Annotated in this window: 22 protein-coding genes; 8 read left to right on the forward strand and 14 right to left on the reverse strand. The window is 63.9% G+C overall.

Annotation, left to right across the window (positions count from 1 at the left end; translation table 11 throughout):
• Positions 1-14 precede the first annotated feature (14 nt).
• Positions 15-674: an RraA family protein gene (locus LZC95_33205; GenBank protein ID WXA91302.1), complete on the forward strand. Its 660-nt coding sequence runs from the start codon at positions 15-17 to the stop codon at positions 672-674.
• 10 nt (positions 675-684) lie between these two features.
• Here the strand turns inward: LZC95_33205 and LZC95_33210 are convergent, their stop codons facing one another.
• Together LZC95_33210 and LZC95_33215 are read right to left on the reverse strand one after the other, a co-directional pair.
• Positions 685-1,647, reverse strand: a complete 963-nt coding sequence (locus LZC95_33210; GenBank protein WXA91303.1) for a hypothetical protein — start codon at positions 1,645-1,647, stop codon at positions 685-687.
• 255 nt (positions 1,648-1,902) lie between these two features.
• Positions 1,903-2,976 (reverse strand): hypothetical protein, encoded by a 1,074-nt coding sequence (locus tag LZC95_33215; GenBank protein ID WXA91304.1) that lies wholly within the window; start codon positions 2,974-2,976, stop codon positions 1,903-1,905.
• A 467-nt stretch (positions 2,977-3,443) separates the two neighbouring features.
• Between LZC95_33215 and LZC95_33220 the strand changes: the two genes are divergently transcribed.
• Both LZC95_33220 and LZC95_33225 read left to right on the forward strand, forming a co-directional pair.
• On the forward strand, positions 3,444-4,205 hold the full coding sequence (locus LZC95_33220; GenBank protein WXA91305.1) for a cyclase family protein: 762 nt from the start codon (positions 3,444-3,446) through the stop codon (positions 4,203-4,205).
• Positions 4,205-5,869, forward strand: a complete 1,665-nt coding sequence (locus tag LZC95_33225; GenBank protein ID WXA91306.1) for a thiamine pyrophosphate-binding protein — start codon at positions 4,205-4,207, stop codon at positions 5,867-5,869. The genes LZC95_33220 and LZC95_33225 overlap by 1 nt, the downstream gene beginning before the upstream one ends.
• Positions 5,870-5,952: 83 nt before the next feature.
• On the opposite strand, the gene LZC95_33230 is transcribed toward LZC95_33225, so the two are convergent.
• Genes LZC95_33230 through LZC95_33240 form a run of 3 tightly spaced genes read right to left on the reverse strand, consistent with a single transcriptional unit; the run spans position 5,953 to position 7,308 of the window.
• Positions 5,953-6,342 (reverse strand): CBS domain-containing protein, encoded by a 390-nt coding sequence (locus tag LZC95_33230; GenBank protein WXA91307.1) that lies wholly within the window; start codon positions 6,340-6,342, stop codon positions 5,953-5,955.
• Positions 6,343-6,344: 2 nt separating this feature from the next.
• Positions 6,345-6,671: a hypothetical protein gene (locus LZC95_33235; GenBank protein WXA91308.1), complete on the reverse strand. Its 327-nt coding sequence runs from the start codon at positions 6,669-6,671 to the stop codon at positions 6,345-6,347.
• Between the two features lie 46 nt (positions 6,672-6,717).
• A complete protein-coding gene (locus LZC95_33240; protein WXA91309.1) occupies positions 6,718-7,308 on the reverse strand; it encodes a TetR/AcrR family transcriptional regulator in 591 nt (196 codons plus the stop codon).
• 101 nt (positions 7,309-7,409) lie between these two features.
• Between LZC95_33240 and LZC95_33245 the strand changes: the two genes are divergently transcribed.
• A complete protein-coding gene (locus tag LZC95_33245; GenBank protein ID WXA91310.1) occupies positions 7,410-8,156 on the forward strand; it encodes an SDR family oxidoreductase in 747 nt (248 codons plus the stop codon).
• Positions 8,157-8,159: 3 nt separating this feature from the next.
• Here LZC95_33245 and LZC95_33250 read toward each other — a convergent pair whose 3' ends face one another.
• On the reverse strand, positions 8,160-9,062 hold the full coding sequence (locus tag LZC95_33250; protein WXA91311.1) for a LysR family transcriptional regulator: 903 nt from the start codon (positions 9,060-9,062) through the stop codon (positions 8,160-8,162).
• A 76-nt stretch (positions 9,063-9,138) separates the two neighbouring features.
• Between LZC95_33250 and LZC95_33255 the strand changes: the two genes are divergently transcribed.
• On the forward strand, positions 9,139-9,621 hold the full coding sequence (locus LZC95_33255; protein WXA91312.1) for a hemerythrin domain-containing protein: 483 nt from the start codon (positions 9,139-9,141) through the stop codon (positions 9,619-9,621).
• A gap of 48 nt (positions 9,622-9,669) precedes the next feature.
• Positions 9,670-10,332 (forward strand): DUF2625 domain-containing protein, encoded by a 663-nt coding sequence (locus LZC95_33260; GenBank protein WXA91313.1) that lies wholly within the window; start codon positions 9,670-9,672, stop codon positions 10,330-10,332.
• A 3-nt stretch (positions 10,333-10,335) separates the two neighbouring features.
• Here the strand turns inward: LZC95_33260 and gndA are convergent, their stop codons facing one another.
• From gndA to LZC95_33275, 3 genes are all read right to left on the reverse strand, one after another.
• Positions 10,336-11,715 (reverse strand): NADP-dependent phosphogluconate dehydrogenase, encoded by a 1,380-nt coding sequence (gene gndA / locus LZC95_33265; protein ID WXB00242.1) that lies wholly within the window; start codon positions 11,713-11,715, stop codon positions 10,336-10,338.
• A 431-nt stretch (positions 11,716-12,146) separates the two neighbouring features.
• Entirely contained in the window at positions 12,147-12,719 is a 573-nt protein-coding gene (locus LZC95_33270) for a hypothetical protein (GenBank protein ID WXA91314.1), read from the reverse strand.
• Positions 12,720-13,022: 303 nt separating this feature from the next.
• Positions 13,023-13,619: a cadmium resistance transporter gene (locus LZC95_33275; GenBank protein ID WXA91315.1), complete on the reverse strand. Its 597-nt coding sequence runs from the start codon at positions 13,617-13,619 to the stop codon at positions 13,023-13,025.
• A gap of 60 nt (positions 13,620-13,679) precedes the next feature.
• Here LZC95_33275 and LZC95_33280 point away from each other — a divergent pair, with 60 nt between their 5' ends.
• On the forward strand, positions 13,680-14,249 hold the full coding sequence (locus tag LZC95_33280; protein ID WXA91316.1) for a hypothetical protein: 570 nt from the start codon (positions 13,680-13,682) through the stop codon (positions 14,247-14,249).
• Between the two features lie 3 nt (positions 14,250-14,252).
• Here LZC95_33280 and LZC95_33285 read toward each other — a convergent pair whose 3' ends face one another.
• From LZC95_33285 to LZC95_33305, 5 genes are read right to left on the reverse strand one after another with little or no spacing between them, the layout of a single operon-like run.
• Positions 14,253-15,041 carry a DeoR/GlpR family DNA-binding transcription regulator gene (locus LZC95_33285; protein ID WXA91317.1) on the reverse strand — a complete coding sequence of 263 codons (789 nt, stop codon included), beginning with the start codon at positions 15,039-15,041 and terminating at the stop codon, positions 14,253-14,255.
• Positions 15,038-16,066, reverse strand: coding sequence for an NAD(P)-dependent alcohol dehydrogenase (locus LZC95_33290; protein ID WXA91318.1), 1,029 nt, complete (start codon positions 16,064-16,066; stop codon positions 15,038-15,040). The genes LZC95_33285 and LZC95_33290 overlap by 4 nt, the downstream gene beginning before the upstream one ends.
• On the reverse strand, positions 16,063-16,893 hold the full coding sequence (locus LZC95_33295; GenBank protein ID WXA91319.1) for a carbohydrate ABC transporter permease: 831 nt from the start codon (positions 16,891-16,893) through the stop codon (positions 16,063-16,065). The genes LZC95_33290 and LZC95_33295 overlap by 4 nt, the downstream gene beginning before the upstream one ends.
• Positions 16,890-17,762, reverse strand: a complete 873-nt coding sequence (locus LZC95_33300; GenBank protein WXA91320.1) for a sugar ABC transporter permease — start codon at positions 17,760-17,762, stop codon at positions 16,890-16,892. The genes LZC95_33295 and LZC95_33300 overlap by 4 nt, the downstream gene beginning before the upstream one ends.
• On the reverse strand, positions 17,759-19,210 hold the full coding sequence (locus tag LZC95_33305; GenBank protein ID WXA91321.1) for an extracellular solute-binding protein: 1,452 nt from the start codon (positions 19,208-19,210) through the stop codon (positions 17,759-17,761). Before LZC95_33305 ends, LZC95_33300 begins: the two co-directional genes overlap by 4 nt.
• 537 nt (positions 19,211-19,747) lie before the next feature.
• Between LZC95_33305 and LZC95_33310 the strand changes: the two genes are divergently transcribed.
• A complete protein-coding gene (locus LZC95_33310; GenBank protein WXA91322.1) occupies positions 19,748-20,824 on the forward strand; it encodes a hypothetical protein in 1,077 nt (358 codons plus the stop codon).
• Positions 20,825-20,988: the final 164 nt, after the last annotated feature.

Raw genomic sequence — 20,988 nt, forward strand, 5'->3', positions numbered from 1 at the left:
GGAGATATTTCAACGTGAGCGATCTGGAACGTATTCGCAATCTTGCACGCGATGTCGATGTCACCGCCATTTGCGATGCCGACAAGACCACCCGGGTGGTGCACGGCATTCGCCCGCGTTCGCACAATCGGTGGGCGTGCGGCCCGGCCTACACCGTCCGCTGTCGCGACGATTTCTTCGGGGTGGTGGAGGCCATCGAATCGGCCAACCCCGGCGATGTCGTGGTGGTCGACGGCGGCGGCCGCGAAATCGCCTATGCGGGGGAATTGTTTGCTCGCGCCGCGCAAACGCGGGGCCTCGCCGCCATCGTGGTCGACGGCGGCTATCGCGATATGACCTACGTCTCGACGTGCAACTTGCCCGTGTACAGCCGCCACGTCACCCCGATGGCCGGCGGCACCAACAAATTGGGCGAATTGCAAGTTCCCATTACGTGCGGCGGCGTGACCGTGTCGCCGGGGGATATCTTCATCGCCGACACCGAGGGCATCGTGGTATTGGCGCCCGGCCGCGCGATGGAGGTGCTGCGCGCAGCGCGGGACATCAAGACCGCGGAGGCCGCGGCCATCGCCAAAATCGAGCAGGGCAAAAGCCTGGTGCACTGCCTCAACGTGACCGCGCATCGCGAGAATCTCGCCAGCGGAAAGCCGAGCAGGCTGGCGTTCACCGATTAGCGGTGGGTTGTCACGCGCTGGTGCGCCGGACGATCTGCCAATGCTCCCAGGCGAGCTCGGGATCGATATCGGCGTACCCGCGTGCGCGCTCGAGCTCGCGCGCATCGCGTCGAGGCAGAGCCATGGCGGGGGCGGATTGGACGAAGTGTTCGACTTCGGCCCGCGTCAGGGGGCGGCGGAGTTTACCTTCCTGCGACATGAGCATCGCCGCAAGCGACGGCATGATGGTCGGCACGACGTCGGAGACTTGGCGGGCCTTTGCCGCCTCGTCGAGGAATCGAAAGATCCCAAACGGATTGTGACGTCCATCGTTCGACGCATGCCGCGCGTCGGGCCATCGCTCGAGCACGCGCCGGCGTGCGTGAACGTCGGGCTGGAAGGTATGCCCCGATGCAAGCACGGGATCTTCCATGAGCTGGTACATGTGAAATGTGTCGAGCCACGCAATCGCGGCACGCGGATCGTCCATCGCGATTTCGGCATCGGGTCGATCGAAGTGGTGCATGCCGCACGTGAAGAACGTCTTCTCGTCTCCCACGATCACCACGGCGCATTCGTAGAGAGCGCCCGCGGCTCCCGCATCGAACCGCGCCAGCCAAGGTTCCCATGCCCACGCGCCACCCGAGCGCTCCATCCGAACCGCGACACCGCCAGCCGCCCGCAGCGCGCGCCCAAGCGCCGCAATGGCCGCGTGATCGCGTTGCAGTTCCAGGGCAACCTCGATGACCGCGGCTCGACGACAACGCTCGACTTCGCGCCGCACGTCCTCCGGCACCGGCCCTCGCCCAAAGCGAAACGCCGCACCGAGCGCATCGTCGTCAACGAGCTCGATTTCGACATCACCGGGTTGGAGCGCGGCAGCCGTTCGGGTGCGCGCGCGAATCCCCGCCGCCGCCAATGCGCCGACGAGCTGCGAGGCCTCACGGAAGGGCCCCGGCACGAGCAGTGTGAAGGAAGGAACTCGAGCTGTCACAGCCGCCGGATTGTACCGCGTGCGGGATCCAAAACGCGAGCGAAGCAAATGCGAGCCGCGCTGCTTTTGGGAACACTGCTCTAGGCAACGAAGTTTGGCCCTAGAATTGGCGCCAGCTGACGTTTTCCGTGATGGATTCGTGCCGCACCTCCCGATGGGAGTTCGGCATCCGGATTGGAAACCGTCACTTGCTCGAACGGCTCGATGACGTGCACCTCGACCTATGCGGCGACCTTTACCAGGCAACGAGAAGCGTCAGGTCAAGATGGCGAGTGCTTCGCGCAGAACGTGCTCTATCGATGGATCGAGGCCAGTTCGGCTTTTCTCGACGACTCCAAGGGCATGCATCGCCTGCTGACGCTTGAACCCCATGGCGGTGAGCGCTAGCAGGGCCATCTCCGCCTCCCCGCTCTGGCGCGGGTGATTCCGGTTTTCGGTTTTCTTCTTCTCGATGTACTCACGCCCGAATGCATGTTCGGCGGCAAGCGCATTATGCCGTTTGCATCGAACTCGCAAATTTGTCGCATCGTCCGAACCTCCGCGTGCGCGGGGCTCGATATGATCGAGCTCCAGGAAGGCGCGGCATTCGCAGCGCCGGCCGGCTTCGTCGAAGAATGTGCATTGTTCCCCGTCGCGCTCGAACACCTCGCGGCGCACGGACCTCGTCACATACCCCGGTCGCGTGTTCGAGCGTGGGGCTCTCGCGACCGGCCGCTTCGTCTTACCAAGTCGCTGCTCTTCGAGCTCGGCAAGCAGCAGATCCATCGCACGCTCGACGAGCACCGGGAGTTCGCCGCTCGGGTTTGCGTGGCGCATCAGATCCGCAGCGCGGTCGATCTTTTCCTTCAGCTCCGCGGATGCGGTGAACTGCACCTGGTAGCGTTCCGCCGAGAGGGGTTCGCACCGACCTCGAATCATCGAAGGTGCGTCGGGTCGGGGAAAGCGTGCGGCGAGGAGCTCTTGTACCTGTGCTTTGGTCTTTCCCGATGCTGCGTGCAAAAGATCCTCGTGATTGTCCTCGGTGAGGTGCTCGCGCAACATGAGAAAGGCAGTAAGATGAATTTCGCCTTTTTCGATGAGATGAAGCGCCAAAGGGAACCGACGCGCCAGGCGTGCGGCCATGACGCGGCGGCATGCTTCGTCTTCGCTCAGGCCCAATCTGCGTATACAAAAATCGTAGAGGGATGAACACGCAACTAGCAAATCGAGCCGCCGCTCCTCGACCTCGGCAAGGTAGGCCAGCAATCTTGCAAGCAGCACGCGACCCTGGCCGACCAATGCGTGAATGCCCGAGAGCAACTCGTCGTTCGAGAGATCGGTGATATGCATGATTCGCTTTTACCATCGTCTTTTTTGTCTCTCGTATCGCCGCACCAACACGCGATAGCCGGCATCAAGCCTTTCGCAGTGTCTCGCCGCGTGAACACGCGTCCGAGCGGCGATAAGCCGGGCTGCTCGCCATTCTGGACTCCGGCCTCCTTCGGCATTTTTTTTCCCACAAATGCCGTCAAGCACAATCGACGACCTACGAAGCGCGAATGCTCACTAGAAACCATCGAAGAGGGCGCTCCTGCGAGGGTGGCCGGGGGCGGGCGGCCATCGAGCCGAACCGTTCCACATGGGACTCCGCTTCAGCGGCTCCTTCGGCACGGAGACACGCCCCGAACGCCTACATCCTTGCGAACGGCTTGGACGGCGCCTCCGGAGCGGGCTTGGCGAGGGCGGAATAGATGTGGCCCCATGCTGTGGCGGCACGCATCTCTTCACGTCTTCGTGGCTCCAGCTATGCTCGAACCATGTCGATTCTAGGCCAACTTGTCGATGGGCTGGCGCAGGGGTCCATCGATGTCATCGATTTGACTGCACCGCTCGAGGCAAAGACGCCGATTTTGAGGCTGCCGGCTCCCTTTGGGAATACGGCGGCGTTCGAGCTCGAGGAGATAAGTCGGTACGACGAGCGCGGGCCGGCTTGGTATTGGAACAACATTCGGACGGGGGAGCACACGGGCACGCACTTCGATGCGCCGGTGCATTGGGTGACGGGGCGCGATGGGCACGATGTGTCGGCCGTGCCGGTGAAACGGCTCATTGCACCGGCGGTGGTGCTCGATTTTACGCGACAGGCGGCGGCGGATCCGAATTTCCTCCTGCAGATCGAGCACGTTCGCGCTTGGGAAAGCGTGCACGGGCCGCTCCCGAAAAACGGGTGGCTCTTGTACCGCACGGGGTGGGACGCACGCGGGGATCGCGAAAGCGATTTTCTCAATGAAGGGCGCACGCCGGGAATTGCCGGCGAGTGTGCCAAATGGCTCGCCGAGGAAACCGCCATTCTCGGTGTGGGCGTCGAAACCGTGGGCACCGATGCGGGGGCGGCCCATTCCTTCGCGCCGCCGTTTCCCTGCCATGCGCACCTGCTGGGCAATGACAAATACGGACTCACCCAGCTGCGGCGGCTCGCGGAGCTGCCTGCGCGCGGCGCGGTGGTCATCGCGGGGCCGCTGCCCATCGTGCGCGGCTCGGGGAGTCCGTGCCGAGTGTTGGCGCTGGTGGAGCGCTGATGCGCACCGCGGCCCCAGACCAGACGGGCGCGCTGGATGCCGTGGCGCGATGGCTGTCGGCGCACACCGACCGCGTCTTTGGCCTGGTGGGAAGTGGCAATTTCCATTTGGTCAATGCATTGACCAAAGCCGGTATCGACTTCGTCGCGGCACGGCACGAGGGGGGCGCCGCCACCATGGCCGATGCGTATGCACGCATTTCGCAGCGCACGGGCGTTTTGACCGTGCACCAAGGGCCTGGGTTCACCAACGCCTTGACCGGGCTCGCCGAGGCGGCGAAGAGCCGCACACCGCTCCTCGCGCTCGTGCCCGAGGCGACCATGCGGCGGTCGAATTTCTACCTCGACACCGAGGCGCTCGCCCGCGGCATTGGCGCGCACTATGTGCAGATCGCAAGCATGGCCGATCTGCCCTCCCCTGCGGCGGTGCAATCCGCGGGGACGATGGTGCTCGGATTTCCGCTGCACCTGCTCGCGGGCGATGCGCCGCTCGAAAAAGCGCCAGCCCCCAAAGACGATCCCGCCGCGCCCTCTGCCGAAGCCGAAGCCGAAGCCGACGCCGACCCCGACGCCGAACGGCTGGCCAGTCTGCTGACGACCGCGCGTCGTCCCCTGTTCATCGCAGGGCACGGTGCGGTGCGGGCGCGAGCGCGTGAGGCTCTCATCCGCCTCGCGGACCGATGCGGGGCGCTGCTCGCCGTGTCGGCGCGCGCAAAAGGCCTCTTCACGGGACATCCCTTTTACCTCGACGTCTCCGGTGGATTCGCCTCACCGCTCACCGCGGAGTTGGTCCAAGGCGCCGACCTCGTCGTCGCGTGGGGCGCATCGCTGAGCATGTGGACCACGCGGCATGGGAAGCTCGTGGATCCCTCGGCCAAGGTGGCGCAAGTCCTGCTGCACGCCGGCGATCTCGGTACGCACCACCGTCTGGACTGCGGCGTTGCAGGCGACGTGCGCCTCGTTGCAGAACGCATCGATGCAACGTTGCAGGAACGAAACATCACCCGCCCGGGATATCGCTCCGAGGAACTTCGCACCCGCATCGCCACCCAGGCACGCTGGCGCGACGTCCCTTACGACGACGACTCCAGCGCGGATCGCATCGACCCGCGCACCCTCACGGTGCTCCTCGATGACATTTTGCCCACCGAGCGCACCGTGGCCGTCGACTCGGGCAACTTCATGGGATACCCCGCGATGTACCTGCAGGTCCCCGACGAACAGGGATTCTGCTTCTCCCAGGCCTTTCAATCGATCGGCCTCGGCCTGGCCACGGCCATTGGCGCCGCACTCGCCCGCCCGGATCGACTCCCCGTTGCCGCCCTCGGCGATGGTGGATTTCTCATGGGCGTATCCGAATTGGAAACCGTCGTTCGCCTGAAAATCCCGATGCTCGTCGTCGTCTACGACGATGCGGCCTACGGCGCGGAGGTCCACCATTTCGGGCCGGATGGCCACCCGCTTGCGCATGTCACCTTTCCCGAGCGCGATCTCGCCTCCATCGCGCGCGGGTTCGGCTTCCAGGCCGCCACCGTGCGCACGCGAGCCGATCTCGCGCCACTCCAGGCTTGGCTCGCCGGCCCGCGAGATGAGCCGTTCCTGCTCGATGCGAAAATTACCTCACGGGGCGGGGCATGGTGGCTGCGAGAGGCATTTGGCCACTGAGAACGAAATGACCCATCGGAACGAGCACATACCAGCGCGGACGTAGGCGTGACCAGCGCGGAGCACCACGCAAACTAGGCCGCTCAGCGCCTGCGGGCACTCGGGATGCCGAGCCATTCGCGGAGCAGCTCGATCGCCGAGAGCGTGCCAATGGCCCTGCCGTCGTCATCCACGATGACGAGGTGGTGGCGCTCGATGCGGGCGAGCTGGCGGCTGGCCTCTTCGATGGTCGTATCGGCAGGAACCGTGGCCACGGCACGCGCCCTGGGGATGCGGGCAGCCCGGGTGGTGACGTCCCGAAAGGAGAACATGCCAATGGGGCGCGAATCCCGGTCGAGCACCGGCACGGCCGTAATGCCACTCAGGAGCATGGTCGTTCGAATGGTCTCGCTGGTGGCTCCCTCGGGGACCGATACGAGATCGCGATTCATGATTTCCGCAACGGTGCGTGCCGTGCGCGTGAACTGGATCATTGCTACTCGACTCCTCCTGGAACGCGCGTGCCGTACGTCACCACGAAGTCGACGAGATCGCGCAGCGGCGCTCGTGCTTTACTTTCCAGCGTCGAAACGCGGTGGGCGCGCGGTCCATCCTCGACGAAAATCGTGTGCTTCCGTGCACCGGCCGCGCTGCGCATTTGCACGCCGATGGCACTGGGAAGGTGGAAGAAGCCCGATGCCGATACCAAGGCTCGCAACCGATCCGCCATATGGGGGGCGAGCCCCTCCGTATCGACGACAACCGGTTTCGCCGGAAGCGGAAAATCCGTTTTCCCTTCTTCCGTCTTCACTGTCACTCGCATGCGCGGCTCCTCCGTGCGAATTCGGATTACGTCACGAGGACTTCCACTATTCGTGCCGCGGCGTAGGCCATCCGCGAAGCGCCAGCTCGGCCACCCGCCGCAACTGTTCCCGGGAGGCGCCGGATGCGGCTTGCACGGCAATACCTTGTGCGACGGTGATCATGTAGAAGGCCAAATCGGCCGGGTTGGCATCGGCCGGTAGATCGCCGCTGGCCTTGGCCTTCTCGAAACGCTGGCGCAGAAGCTCCTGGTTTTGCGCGCGCCGCGCGATCAGGTCCCGGCGAATGGGCTCGGCCGCGGACGAGCACGCGAGCGCCCCGACGGTCCCCAGGCAGCCATGCGGCGTCGACACGCCCGTGTTCAAGAGAACGACCTCGAAGAGCATGCGCTCGACCACCGCGCGCGCCGTCGGTTCGCCGAGGATCGCATCGATCGGAGCGTACCGCTCGAAATAGAGATCGAGCGCCTTTCGAAACAAGGCTTCCTTCGATCCGAACGTCGCATACAGGCTGGGACGGTTGATGCCCATGGCCTCCGTCAAATCGGAGAGCGACGTGCCCTCGTAGCCGTGGCGCCAAAAGAGCTCGAGCGCACGGACCAGCGCGGTATCCACATCGAACTCACGAGGCCGGCCCATTTTGTATCGATCGGAACATAACCACCTTGCCAGGGGGCGTCCAGCACCTATGGTCTGCGGCACCAGTAATGTACCTATCGGTACATTTTAAGGAGGTCCCCATGACGAAGAAGCTCGAAGGGAAGGTTGCACTCGTGACCGGAGGCTCGCGCGGCCTCGGGGTGGAAATTGCCCGCGCTCTCGCCGACGAAGGTGCCAACGTGGCCATCAGTTACGTGGCTTCGGAGGAAAAGGCCGCCGCCGTGGTTCGCGAGATCGAACGCAAAGGGGTTCGCGCCGCCGCCTTTCAAGCGGATCAAGGCCAACAGGACGCTCCGCAACGGCTCGTGGACGCGGTGGTCAAGCGCTTCGGGAAGCTCGACATCCTGGTCAACAACGCCGCCATCTCGCTTCCGAGCCGTGTCGATGATCCCAACGCGGACATCGACACGATGGAGCGTCAGTGGCAGGTCAACGCCCTCGGCGTGGTGCGCACGATTCGGGCTGCGGCCAAAGTGCTCGGCCAAGGTGGAAGGATCGTGACCATCGGCTCCGGCGTCTGGCATCGTGTCGCGTTTCCCGGAGTCGCCGATTATGCCGGCACGAAGGGCGCCGTGGTCTCCTACTCCAAAGGCGCTGCACGCGATCTGGCCGCACGCGAGATCACCGTCAACGTCGTCGATGCAGGCGTCATGGACACCGACATGGCCGCGCCTTACCTCGACGTGCGCCCGATCCTCACGAGCAACCTCACCATCCAGCGAGTTGGCCGCCTCGAAGAAATCGCCGCCGCCGTCGTCTTCCTCGCCTCCCCGGCGGCTTCCTACATCACGGGCGTCGTGCTGGCCGCCGACGGCGGTTACGGGTGAGGATCAAGCAGCTTTGATCCGTTCGTAAAGGCGCGGAAGCTCCGCGAGCAGGTGCTCCACGAGCGCGCGCAGGCCGGCGGAGAGCGGGCCGCTCGATGGGTAGATGATCCACGCGGGGATCGGGCCGCTGTCGGCGTTGGGAAGCACGCGCTCGAGGCGACCTTCGCGCACGTCAGCGGAGGCCATGGCCACGGGGAGCTTGCCGATGCCTTGGCCATCGAGGGTGGCGCGGTGCGCGAGCCCTATTTCATTGACGCGAATGCGACCGCGGACGCGGATGCGCACGGTGCGCCTTCGCTGCCGAATGGGCCAGCGTGTGCGCTGCGCGCGCTCGCCGACCAAGATGCAATCGTGTTGCTCGAGATCGCGCACGGTGCGCGGGCGCCCGCGGCGCGCGAGGTAATCTGGGCTGGCGAAAAGGCCGTACACGCCCTCGAGAACCTTGCGCGCGATCAGGCTCGAGTCGTCGAGCCGCCCCGTGTACACGGCGAGATCGTAGCGCTCCTCGACGAGGTTGACCCGACGCTCGTGGGCATCGAGCTCGATGGTCACCTCGGGAAAGCGCTGGAGAAAGGCGGCAATCGCCGGCCAAATGAGAATCGCTACACCGCGGGATGCCGTCATGCGAATGCGCCCTTTGGGCTTCGCCTCGAGGTCCCGCACGAGCCGGGCAGCGCGATCGAGCTCCGCCACGGCACGCTCCGCGTGGGCCAGGTAGATACGGCCGGCCTCCGTGAGCGCAAGCTGCCGCGTGGTGCGCGTGAGCAAGGTCACTCCCAGGCCTGCCTCCAGGCGCGCGATGCGCCGGCTTACCGTCGACACGGGCACGCCGGCGGCACGCGCTGCCGCCGAGAAGCTGCCATGTCCAATGACATCGAGAAAGAAGCGTGCATCGTTCAAGTCCATTTGCGTTGGTGGCAATAGTCTTTCCTTTTTTGTGCGACTGGCGCAATCCCGTGCAGCGCCTATCTCTAGGGCGAACATGAGCCACGACCCTTACGTCGCGCACGACATTCATCTTCGCCGCGTGCACCAGGCGCTGCTCGCCAGGATTCGCGAACTCGGCGAATCCGGTGCCCCGCCCGGATCCGCCGCCCCAACCGACCTTCCGGACCGCGTCATCTTCGCCTGCAAGGCGCTGCTCTTTCACCACCACGCGGAGAGCACCGGGCTCTTTCCGCGCCTGCGTCGCGCAGGGCGGCTTCGAAGCGCCGACATCGCCTTTCTCGATGCCTGCGACCGCGATCACGTGACAATCCACGTTGTTACGCAGCGCCTTCTGGCCGAGGGCGAGGCCCCGCACCCGCGCCCCAGCGAAATCGCAACCCTCGCCAGGGAGATCGCGGCGCACTTCGATCCGCACGCGGCCGACGAAGAAGCGGGGCTCGCCCCAGAGCGGCTGCGCGCCATGATCCCCGCCGAGGAACTCGAGGCCATGGCGCGCGAGGCCTCGCGGCCGCGGTAGAAGTCCAGCGCATCTCGACGGTCGCGGCGATTCATGGGAGAAAAAGCCATGGCCGCGCGCACGTTGCAAGAGCTCGTGGATGAAACCGAACCCGGGATGGACCTCGTTCGCAGCTGGACGGCCTCCGCGCGAAACTCCATCGAATGCCTCCCATGCGATCCTGCGGAGGGTGAGCGCACACTGCTCGCACTCCAAGTCACCACGCGATCGCCCATGGGTGCGATTGCCTACGAGACGGGCGGCATTTTGATCGACGGAGGCTGGCTGCGCATTCTCGGTGCGGGCTGCCCCGAATTGCCGCGAAGCATTGCCGATTGGAATGGCGTCACCGCACAAGCCACACCGCACCGGCTCCCCGGTGCATGCTTGGTCGGCGACGACGTGGTGGGCGGCTTCTTCGCCGTCAACGGCGGTGGCCTCAAGGGCAAACGCGGCAATGTCTTTTATCTGGCGCCGGACACCCTGCGCTGGGAAGACATGGACCTAAGCTATTCCGATTGGGTCTACTGGGCATTCACAGGCGACCTGTCGAAATTCTACGAAAATGCCCGATGGCCGGGCTGGGAGCGGGAAATCGCTACCGTCGACGGCCTATCGGGCATTTTGATTTTTCCATTTCTCTGGGCGGAAGGTCCGCCAGTCGCTCAACGGACCCGCAATGCCGTCCCCATCGAGGAACTCTGGGACTTTCACGCGAGCCAGAATCGCTGAAGGCTAACCCCAGTCGGCGTGGAAGCTACCCTTCTCGTCGATGCGCTCGAAGGTGTGCGCGCCGAAGAAGTCGCGTTGCGCCTGGATCAAATTGGCGGGCAGCGTCTCCGCGCGGTAGCTATCGTAATAGGCAATCGCAGAGGAGAAGCCCGGCGTCGGCACACCGAACTTGATGGCGGTGGCCACGACGTCGCGCAAGGCCTCCTGGTAATTGAGCGCGATCTCGCGGAACTTCGGGGCCAAGAGCAAATTGGCCAGCTTCGGATCGTGCTTGTACGCATCCGTGATGTCCTGCAGGAAGCGCGCGCGGATGATGCACCCGCCGCGGAAGATCTTGGCGATGTTGCCGTAGTCGAGGTTCCAGTTGAACTCGTCCGAGGCGGCGCGCAATTGCGCGAAGCCTTGGGCGTAGGAAACGATCTTGCTCAAGTACAGCGCGCGCCGCACCGACTCGACGAAGGCTTTGCGGTCGCCCTCGAACGGCTTGACCTTCGGCCCCGCGAGGACCTTGCTCGCGGCAACGCGCTCTTCTTTCAGCGAGGAGAGCACGCGGGCGAAGACGGACTCGGTGATGAGCTGCAAAGGTACACCAAGGTCCAACGCACTCTGGCTGGTCCACTTGCCCGTGCCCTTTTGTGCGGCGCGGTCGAGGATGACGTCGACCAGCTCTTTGCCGGTCTTCTCGTCTTTCTTGCCGAAGATCTTCGCGGTGATCTCGATGAGGTAGCTATCGAGCTCGCCCTGGTTCCACTCGGTGTAGACCTTCCCCAGCTCGGCGTTCGAAAGGCCGACGACGTGCTTGAGCACCGCGTAGCTCTCGGAAATGAGCTGCATGTCGCCGTACTCGATGCCGTTGTGAACCATTTTGACGTAGTGGCCGGCGCCGCCGGGGCCAATGTACGTCACGCACGGCTCGCCGTCGGGCGCACGGGCGGCGATCTCGTTCAAGATGGGCGCGACGAGATCGTAGGCCTGCTTCTGGCCACCCGGCATGATCGAGGGACCGCGCAATGCGCCTTCTTCGCCGCCGGAGACGCCGGTGCCGATGAAATTCAGTCCCGCCTTGGCCAGCTCCTCGTTGCGGCGGACGGTGTCCGTGAAGAGGGTGTTGCCGCCGTCGATGAGGATGTCGCCCTTGTCGAGGAGCGGTTGCAGCTCGGCGATCGTCTTGTCGGTGGCCTCACCGGCCTTGACCATCAGGAGGATCCGGCGCGGTTTCTCCAGCGAATCGACGAACTCCTTCATCGTGTACGTTGGGACGAGCTTGGCCTTCGGGCTCTCGGCGATCACCTCGTCCGTCTTCTCGCGGCTGCGGTTGTAGATGGAGACCGCGTGACCCCGGCTCTCGATGTTCAGTGCCAGATTGCGGCCCATGACGGCCATGCCAATTACGCCTATTGCCTGCTTGCTCACGGTTTCTCTCCTGGAAAATGGGGCCGGGCATCAGCCGTGGGCGTGAGTATAGGGAGTCAACCGACACGCTCAAGGGGACGTGTGACGAGCGCAACCGATTCAGCCGATCGGCCGTTCGCCGCGTGCGCCGGTCGCTGGCCGCACGAGCCCCGGCGCTTCATGCACCATGCGCATACGACATCCGCATGGTGCCCGGGCATTTACGCCGACCAGAGCGCTCGCGCATGATGCGAACGAGCCTCGCCTCCTCGCCCGCCGTGGGAAGGCCCGCGCGCTTCACCAGCCTTCGACGGCGTTCTCCAGGGCGATGGCCTCGAGGGAACGCACCGGGCGAGCTCGCATGCGGGGCGAAGTACAGGGCGTGGTACCTCCCCAGCTCGCAGTCGAATAGGGAACGTCGACTAAGACGTATTGGACCGCTTGCGCGCTGGCTCATCTTGGACGGCCCCTAGCGCGAGTCGGAAGCCGCTGGCCGGGCACTCGTCGTCGTCTTCATGGCTGTCCCATCCCTGCCTCCACGCATTGGCCGTGACGGCGTTCCACGTGACGATATCCTCACCGAGAAGGCACCAATCCACGGGCGCATGTTGCCGGCGCGTTCGGATCAAAATCGTGCGCAGCAAGCGGACGAACGTGCCACGTTCCGGGACTTTTTGCGTCACGAGCACGTCGAGGTACCTCTCGGCGCGCGGCGCGTGCCGGTGGACGTGCCGGCCAAAGTTGAAGGTTCCATCCGTGCGATGGCGCGCATATGGATACAACAGGACGACAATCCCGAGCCGCCACCAGGCGACGAGATCTTCCGGCGAGACACCTGCGGCTTGGGCGATGGCACCGTGAGGTGACTCGATCGCATGAAGCGCCGGTACGAGCTCGAGGGAGCTGGCTGCATGGCGAATGATGGTTTCGATTCGCGTGCCCTCGTAAAGCGATTCGTACGCGGCGCGCGCGGCCTGCATATTCGGTCGTGACATTCTTTCCCCCTATCGAAGCGCGTCGATAATACGCCGACGCACTCGTCGAATGCCACTTTCAATGCACGGAAATGAACATTTAACGCTCGGCAAGATTGGCAATCCGACACGGTGACCGTTTGGTTTGGACCTACGATGATGAGACATCCACGCACGGCATCAGCCCCCGTCGCTGTCCTCGCTTGCACGCTGACCGGCTGCGCTTCTCGATGCGACGAACGCCTCCCGATTGCCAAACGCGTATTGTGTGAGATCAAGACGGGTGATGCCATTTGGACGCCGTAAGTGGATGGCCGACGATCCCTACCGGGCCGAGACGAAGATGTAGACGCCGAGGGCCATCAACACCCACGGGAGAAGCACCTGTCCGTAACGGCGAATGGGCGCCCCGAGTGTTCGGTGATTCACCAGGAAGGATCCCGCCATGCACCACACGGCGGTCATGACGGCGAAGCACGCGACGATGACTGCGAGCTCGTGGGGCTTTCGCGTGGCAAACACGGGAACGTAGGCGGCGATGTTGTCCCCGCCGTTCGCGAGCGTGACCAAGGCGACAGACGCGACAGACGCGACAGACGCGACGTGCGACGCGGATGGCGCGGTCGCGGGCTCGCTTCGTGCGGGATGGCTTCGGAGGGACGAGACGAGATTCTTGACGCCGAGGCCAAAGGGAAAGACGCCCAGCAGCCCGATGTACCTGGCCGGGATCGCTACGGCGGCGAAAGCACCTCCTAGGCTCAGGGCCACGATGGCGCCCACGCCGAGGTATTGCCCGAGAACGATTTGCCACCGTCGATAGCGGCGATCGGCGAAAAATCCGAGCAAAAGGAAGATGTCATCGAGGTTGGTCGCGACGAAGAGCGCGAGAGCAAGGCCTACCAACGCGACCAGTTTCGACATCCTCGGGGCTCAAGCTACGACACTTCGCCGTGCATCGAACGTACAATGGCTCACGTTAGCATGCGTAGCGTTCTCATCGGGTTTGTCTGCATGGGGCTCGGAGGAGCCATCGGTTATTTCCTCGGTCGCGCGAGTTTGGCCCGTGAATGGGAGCGAGCCTACGCCGGCGTCACGGCTGCTCAATACGATCGCTCGGCACGCGATCAGGCCGACCCGACGCCTGCCGTCGGGGAGAACGTGCTCGGGCCGATGCCGCTCACGCGCACACGGCTTTCGGTTCGTGGATTGAGCGAGGCCGATCCCGTCGTTGTCACGGTCGGGTCCATCGGCAGCGATGACGACGAGGGTCGCACGCTGCACCTGACGATGGAGAACCGAGGGGCGTGCACCGTTTCTTCGGTAGCCGGCGTGGCCTACGGTTTCGATGCGTGGGGCCGTCCCGCCGAGATGAACCGCGCCGGGGAACACTATGTGTCCTTCGAGGGTAACCCGACGATCGCCCCCGGCGCGAAAGCCGTGGTGAAGGTTCCTCTGCGCTACGCGCGCTCGGCGTCGCTGGCGACGGCGCATGTCGATCGCGTTACATGCGCGGAGGGCGGCGATTGGAAACGCGGGAGCATCGGTGGATAGGATTTACACGGCAGTCCATTGCTCGGCGCTCAAATAGGGAACATACGCATCTTGCGACGTGGCGCTGTCGGTGAAGAGTCGCGTGAAGTCGGCCAATTTTGCGAATTGATATGGGGCAATGCGCGAGAATTTGGAATGGTCCGCGAGAAGGACCTTTTTGCGCGCCACCGATAGCGCCGCGCGTTTGACCAGGACCGAGTCCTGATCGGGGTGGTAGCACGCGCCATCGTGCACGGCGGGGGTCGACATGAAGGAGACATCGAACCGCATGCGGCTGATGGCATCGTGGGCCAAGAGTCCCACGTTGGCGTCGAACTCGGGGCGGTGCGTGCCGCCGATCATCACCACGGCGAGGCCGGCGCGCGTGAGGAGCGGCACCAGGGAAAGCGAGTTGGTCACCACGGTGATGGCGCTTCGTTTGGCGAGGTGGGGCACGAGGGGCACGCACGAGGTGCTGTCGTCCATGAAGACGGTCATGCCGTCGCGGACTTCTTCGGCGGCGGCGTGCGCGATGAGAAGCTTCGCCGACCGCGCCGTGGTCAGGCGCGACTGCCACGTTTGCTCGTGGTCCAGGGCGACGGGCGCCTGCTCCACCGGCTTGATGGCGCCGCCGCGGACCTTTTGCAGCCGCCCACGCTCCTCCAGCAGATCCAGATCGCGGTGGATGGTCATGGCGCTGACGCCGAAGACCTGCGCGAGATCGTCGATGCTGACTTCCCCGCGTTGCTCGAGGAGCTCGAGCAAGCGCGAGTGGCGTTCCATTTGAGCAGGGGTGAAATAGCGTCGATTCACGGGGCGCGGCTGTTCGGGTGCACGATAGCCTTGAGCGAGGTCGGATCGTTGCGAAATGCTTCGAGCGCCGCGGTGACCTCGTCGAGGCCGAAATGGCCGGTGACGAGCCCCTCGAGGTGCACCGAGCCGGAGCCGGCCAGCGCGATGGAGGCCGGGTACGCATGCGCGTAGCGGAAGGTGCCCGTGACCCAGAGCTCCTTGGCCTGGAAGGCGTCGATGCTGAGCGCGACGTCGCCCATGCCGACCAAGACGACGGTGCCGCCGGGCATCATGCATCGAAGTGCCGATTCGACCGCCGCCTGGTTGCCCGAGCACTCCAGGAGCACGTTGGCCTCGATGTCGCGCGTCGAGAGGGGCCGCTCGCGCACGTTGACCACGTCGTCGGCGCCCATGCGCTTCGCGGCCTGGAGGCGGTGGTCGCTCACGTCGGTCACCACGATGCGCGAGGCGGCCCGGGCACGGGCAACCTGCACGCAAAGCAAGCCGATGGGCCCTGCCCCGGTGACCAAGACGGCGGTACCAGGCTCGATGCGCGCTTTGCCTGCCGCCCACACGGCCACGGAGAGCGGCTCGACGAGCGCCGCCGCTTCGTCGGAGAGCGAGGCCGGAATGGGGTGCGCAAAGGCTTCGTCGATCACGACGTATTCGGCAAAGGCCCCGTCGACCGGCGGTGTGGCGAAGAATTGCACGTCGGGGCACAGGTTGTAGCGCCCGAGGCGGCATTCGCGGCAGGTGCCACACGGCACACCGGGCTCCAGGGCGACCCGTTGCCCGACGGTGAGGGTGCGAACCTGTTCGCCGACGGCAACGATGGTGCCCGAGGCTTCATGCCCCAGGACCAGCGGCTTTCGGACGACGAAATCGGCAATGCGACCGTGTTCGTAATAGTGCACGTCGGAGCCGCAAACCCCGACGGCCGCAACCTCGACGAGCACCTGCCGTGGCCCCGGCTCGGGGACGAGGCGCTCCTCGATGCGGATGTCTCGGATGCCGTGCAGCACGGCGAGGCGTTGGTTCTCGTTCATTCTCCTGTCACAGCTCCCATGGTGAGGCCGGTGACGAGCCACCGGCGGACGGCGAGACCAGCGAAAATCATGGGCAGCACGATGATGGTGCCCAGGGCGGTGAGCTGGCCCCAATCGACCCCGCCTTGTGTGATGAGCCTTCCCGCGGCCATCGGCAGCGTCTGCGAGCCCGGCCCCGAAAAGCTGGACGCAAACGCGTAATCGTTCCACGAGAAGACGAGACAAAGCACGCCGGTGGTGACGAGCCCCGGCGTGGTGGTCGGCAATACGACGTACCAAAAGGCCTGCCATCGCGAGCACCCATCGACGCGGGCCGCCTCCTCGAGCGAGGGCGGCACGTCCGCGAAAAATGCGCTCATGAGCCAAATGGCGAATGGCAAGTTGAAAGACAGGTACGCCAAGGTCAAACCGGCAATGGAGTCGATGAGCCCCAATTGCCGGAACAGGATGAACAGCGGAAGTATGACCGCCGCAATGGGGGCCATGCGGGTCGAGATGATCCAGAAGGCCAAGTGCTTTTTGCTCTTGTGATGCCAATGGGCCAGGCCATACCCGCCGAGCGCGCCCAGGCCGACGGCGAGCGCGGTCGAGAGCCCTGCGGCGAGCAGGCTATTCTTCGCGAAGGGGCGCACGTCGTTTCCGGCGCCGATCAAATCGCGGTAGTGCTCCAGGGTGGGCTCGAAAAGCCAGGTCGGCGATGCTGTTTTGATGGCCGGAGTCGGCTTGAACGAGGACACGACCATCCACGCGACGGGCGCGAGCGTCCACACGAGCACGAGCAGCGCCAGGATCCCGACGAGGAGCGCGGGTGCGGTGGAGCGCCTCATCGCGTGAGCCCTTTCTCGCCGAGAACGCGCACGAAGGCATGGGCCATCAGGATGGAGAAGGCCAGCATCAAAATGCCAATGACCGAGGCATATCCGAGTTCGCGAAATCGAAAGGCCGTTTCGTAAAGTCGAACCGGAATGATCTTCGTCGCGTCTGCCGGACCGCCGTTGGTGGTAATGGTAATGATGTCGAAAAAGCGAATGGCATCCATGGCGCGCACCAACAGCGCGACCAGGAGCACCCTGCGGATTTGCGGAAAAACGATGTAGCGCAAGGTCTGGAAGTAGCCCGCGCCATCCACCGCGGCCGCCTCGACCAGCGGCGCCGGCACCGCGGAGAGGCCGGCAAAGGTGACCAAAGCCACCAGCGGCGTCCATTCCCAGACGTCCATGGCAATGACGGTGAGAAGCGCCGACGTCTTTCCCGCGAGAAGATCGCCCTCGAATCCGAGGATGCGCAATGCCCAGGCATAAAGGCCGAGGGTCGAATCGGTGAGAAACCGCCCGAGGAGCCCCACCACGATGGGCGCCATGAACATCGGCACGATGGCCAGGGCCAAGAGCAAATTGCGGCCTCGGACGACCCGGTGCAGGATGAGCGCGAAGACGATGCCCAGGGCCATTTCGATGCCCAGGGTGAGCCCGAAGTAGAGAAGACTCGTCCCCCACGAGGAACGGACGTCGGCGTCCTCGAGGAGGTGGTGCCAATTTTCCAGCGCGGCATTCTCGAAGCGAATGCCTCCCATGAGCTTCACGTGGCTGAAGCTCATGACGATCAACGTGACGAATGGAATGAGCGACAGCGATGCGAGCACGAGCAGCGCGGGCAACATCATGCGCATTTCGAAGCTCGGAATCGCGCGTTTCATACCTTGTTCACCACGTCGAACTTTTCGGCCGACGATCGCATGGCGTCATCGGGTTTGATCTCACCGGCGAGCATGCGCGACACCTGGGTAAAGAGAATCGTGTCGAGCTGGTTCCAGGTGGCTACTTTGGGGCGCAGGCCGATGTTCTCGGGCTTCCACGCTTCGTTCACCGCCTCGGCGGCGAGGATGTTGGGCAATGGCGACGGGCGCTTTTTGGCCGCTTCGACCTCGGGCCGCGCATACACCGAGCGGCGTGTGGGCGTGCCGCCGCCCTTTTCGCTGGCCAAGGTCATGAACTGCGTGGCCGGAGACGTGGCCCAATTGATGAATAGCCACGCCGCTGCCTGCTCTTTGTCCGATGCGTTGGCATTGATGCCCACACCGGTGCCGCCCCATATATTGGCCGATCGCTTCGGCCCGCGCGGGAGGGGCGCATATCCGACCTTGCCTGGAAGCGCTTTCTCGTTGGAGGCCGCGAACTCGTGCCAATTGGGGCACATGGCGATTTGCCCCGCCTGAAAGGCACTGGCCACCCCGTCCCAATCCCACGTGCGCGATCCGGGGTGCGCGAGCTTGAGCAGCTTGTTGTAAAACTCGGCCGCCGCGATGGCCTCGTTCCCGGAAAGAATCGACTTGCCGGGCTTTTTCGTGCCGACGAGCCCGAGCTCGGGCCCGGCCTGGAAATAGTCGCCACCGTAGGCCCAGAGCACGTTGGAGAAGTCGCACATCAAGGCATCGTGCTGTTTGGCCTGGTGCCCTGTCCCGTAAGGTATTTCGGACTTGGCGTTCTTATCGAACCAGCGCGCAATGGCATAATACTGTTCCCAGGTGAGCTGGATGGACGGCGTCGGGTCGAACCCGAGGTCGTGCGACATTTTATCTTTGTGCTTCTGGAAAAGATCCGCACGATAATGCCAAATCATGGTGGGCGTGTCGTACGGCAGCGCATAAAGCTTTTGCCGATCGAGAAAGCGCCCACCCGCATCGAGTTGGGTGGTGATGAAGTCGGAAAGGCCGTTCTCGAGCGGCGGAAACGAGTCGCTTTTCTCGAGAAATTTCGTCAAATCGACCAACCCTTCCGAGAAGGGCGCGAGCACTTGGTACGGGTCGGCGTAGATGACGTGAAATCCAGCCTGGCCGCTGGAGAAGTCGAGCGACACTTTTTCGACGAGCTTGGTCAGCTCCATCTGCGAAATGTTGACTTTGATGCCGGTCAAATCCTCGAACGGCTTCAAATTCGCCGCAATCGCCGCCGAGGGCGGGGTGTTCTCGGAGATGAAGTTGATGGTGGTCCCTCTGTACCGGGCCCACACATCCGCCACCGGTTCAGCGGCCGCCCCCGCACCGCTTTCTTTGGAGCCGCCCTTGCAGCCTAAGTAAGCCAACGCACCGAGCGCGCCCATGCCATGCAGCCACGAGCGACGGGACACAGGGGTGGAGCCGTCCATCGCATCCTCCTTCAAGTCTTCACATGATGATCACGTGATGTAACGTGATCTACGGGTTGGATGTGCGATCGACAAGGTTAAAATGCCGATAAATTTGCACCGCAACGCGTCAAGTATCACACCAGGTCACAAGTGCACCTCGAAGGGTACGGCACGAGGAAAGCCGGTGAGCTACGTCGACGTCGCGGCTGCGCTCCAGTGAATCGAGTGGTTCTCGGGGGCCAGCGGTCTGGGGCGAGATGAGCCGCCGGAGTTTACGAGTGTTGAGCGTACTTGCGTGAGGGTGCCCTCGGTGAGGGGTCGGGCTGGAGCTCCGCATATGGTGAACTGAGAATTCTGAAACCGATTGCACTTGACAGCATTTCACCGAATGCGCGTGATGGCGCGGAGACTACCGCTTTAAATGAGCGAGCACGGCGACCCGTTGACACATCGACGCGCATTCGCGCACGCAGCGCTTGCGAAAGGATTCCTATGGTTCATCGCGCGACGATGAGGCGATACGAGGGCTTGAAAAGGCCGTGGTAAAAAAGGCATATGAATATCACCGATCTCTCGGACGGCGAGTTGCTCTCGGGCATTCATGGGTTGATCGGGCAAGGGCGCGCACTTCTGGCCCGCTTGCTTGTGTACCTCGCCGAGGTCGAGGAGCGAAGACTCGATTTGCAATCGGCATGTTCATCACTTTTCGATTTTTGCGTGCGCAGGCTTGGCATGAGTGAGGACGAAGCCTGTCGACGGGTCATGGCTGCGCGCCTTGCACGGAGGTTTCCGTTCGCGCTTCCGCTCATTGAAAATGGGGATATTCATCTCACTGCATTTCTCATGCTGCGAGAACACCTGACCGAGGAGAATCACGCAGAGCTTTTGCGGGCGGCTTCTGGGAAGACCAAGGCACAGGTGCAGGAGCTCCTCGCAGCGCGTTTTCCGCGGCCGGATGCGCCTTCGATGATTCGAGGCCGATGCGAGCCCCTTTCGCCAGAGCGCTACCAGGTGCAGTTCACGGCTTCTGCCGAATTGAAGGCGAAGATCGACCGAGCCGCGGATCTGATGCGCCATGCCAATCCGAGCGGAGAGTTATCCGTGATCCTGGAGCGCGCAATCGACCTATTGCTCGCGGAACTCGAGAAGCAGCGGCTTGGTAAGACGAAACGCCCGGTCGCGAAAGCACCTCGCTCGAACACGCGGCGCGGATATGTGACGAGGTCCATCCGGCGCGAGGTATTCCAGCGGGACGGCGAGCAATGCACCTTCGTCGACGACGCCGGCCGGCGTTGCGAATGCCGCACCTTTCTCGAGCTCGATCACATCGAGCCACGTGCGCGTGGAGGCTCGGATGGCGCGACGAATCTCAGGGTTCGATGCAAATCGCACAATGCTTATGCAGCCGAACGCGATTTCGGTCGCGACTACATCGAGAAGAAAAAGGCCGAACAGAAGAGTCGCCCGCGCCAGCGCGGGTACGAGTTCGACGCCGCCTTGAACGCGCTGACTTCGATGGGATTCAACCACCGCCGCGCACGCGATGCTCTGCAGAAGCTCGAAGCTCGCTGGAGCGGCACGGCCATAACCTTGGAGACCGTCCTTCGCGAGACGCTCTCGGTCCTGACGTGACGAGCGCCATTCACGCACGACGTTCAGCCCGGGTCACACTGCTCGGGGGGCACTTGGGAATGGTGCATCACCCCACGTTGTGTAGGAATGGGGCGTTCATCCACTTGCAGTCGTCAAGACACGCTTAGTAAATCACGCGACGCCGGCCCTGCTGCTTTGATGTG

The sequence above is a fragment of the Sorangiineae bacterium MSr12523 genome (assembly GCA_037157775.1).
GTDB classification, from domain to species: Bacteria; Myxococcota_A; Polyangia; order Polyangiales; family Polyangiaceae; genus Pendulispora; species Pendulispora brunnea.

What these genes read in the sequence shown, in the direction of transcription:
- LZC95_33215 (WXA91304.1), bottom strand. Translation starts at nt 2,976, where the DNA reads ATGCATATCACCGATCTCTCGAACGACGAGTTGCTCTCGGGCATTCAC.
- LZC95_33225 (WXA91306.1), top strand. Translation starts at nt 4,205, where the DNA reads ATGCGCACCGCGGCCCCAGACCAGACGGGCGCGCTGGATGCCGTGGCG.
- LZC95_33245 (WXA91310.1), top strand. Translation starts at nt 7,410, where the DNA reads ATGACGAAGAAGCTCGAAGGGAAGGTTGCACTCGTGACCGGAGGCTCG.
- LZC95_33230 (WXA91307.1), bottom strand. Translation starts at nt 6,342, where the DNA reads ATGATCCAGTTCACGCGCACGGCACGCACCGTTGCGGAAATCATGAAT.
- LZC95_33220 (WXA91305.1), top strand. Translation starts at nt 3,444, where the DNA reads ATGTCGATTCTAGGCCAACTTGTCGATGGGCTGGCGCAGGGGTCCATC.
- LZC95_33275 (WXA91315.1), bottom strand. Translation starts at nt 13,619, where the DNA reads ATGTCGAAACTGGTCGCGTTGGTAGGCCTTGCTCTCGCGCTCTTCGTC.
- LZC95_33310 (WXA91322.1), top strand. Translation starts at nt 19,748, where the DNA reads ATGAATATCACCGATCTCTCGGACGGCGAGTTGCTCTCGGGCATTCAT.
- LZC95_33260 (WXA91313.1), top strand. Translation starts at nt 9,670, where the DNA reads ATGGCCGCGCGCACGTTGCAAGAGCTCGTGGATGAAACCGAACCCGGG.
- LZC95_33280 (WXA91316.1), top strand. Translation starts at nt 13,680, where the DNA reads ATGCGTAGCGTTCTCATCGGGTTTGTCTGCATGGGGCTCGGAGGAGCC.
- LZC95_33235 (WXA91308.1), bottom strand. Translation starts at nt 6,671, where the DNA reads ATGCGAGTGACAGTGAAGACGGAAGAAGGGAAAACGGATTTTCCGCTT.
- LZC95_33300 (WXA91320.1), bottom strand. Translation starts at nt 17,762, where the DNA reads ATGAAACGCGCGATTCCGAGCTTCGAAATGCGCATGATGTTGCCCGCG.
- gndA (WXB00242.1), bottom strand. Translation starts at nt 11,715, where the DNA reads ATGGCCGTCATGGGCCGCAATCTGGCACTGAACATCGAGAGCCGGGGT.
- LZC95_33295 (WXA91319.1), bottom strand. Translation starts at nt 16,893, where the DNA reads ATGAGGCGCTCCACCGCACCCGCGCTCCTCGTCGGGATCCTGGCGCTG.
- LZC95_33255 (WXA91312.1), top strand. Translation starts at nt 9,139, where the DNA reads ATGAGCCACGACCCTTACGTCGCGCACGACATTCATCTTCGCCGCGTG.
- LZC95_33250 (WXA91311.1), bottom strand. Translation starts at nt 9,062, where the DNA reads ATGGACTTGAACGATGCACGCTTCTTTCTCGATGTCATTGGACATGGC.
- LZC95_33240 (WXA91309.1), bottom strand. Translation starts at nt 7,308, where the DNA reads ATGGGCCGGCCTCGTGAGTTCGATGTGGATACCGCGCTGGTCCGTGCG.
- LZC95_33305 (WXA91321.1), bottom strand. Translation starts at nt 19,210, where the DNA reads ATGGACGGCTCCACCCCTGTGTCCCGTCGCTCGTGGCTGCATGGCATG.
- LZC95_33270 (WXA91314.1), bottom strand. Translation starts at nt 12,719, where the DNA reads ATGTCACGACCGAATATGCAGGCCGCGCGCGCCGCGTACGAATCGCTT.
- LZC95_33290 (WXA91318.1), bottom strand. Translation starts at nt 16,066, where the DNA reads ATGAACGAGAACCAACGCCTCGCCGTGCTGCACGGCATCCGAGACATC.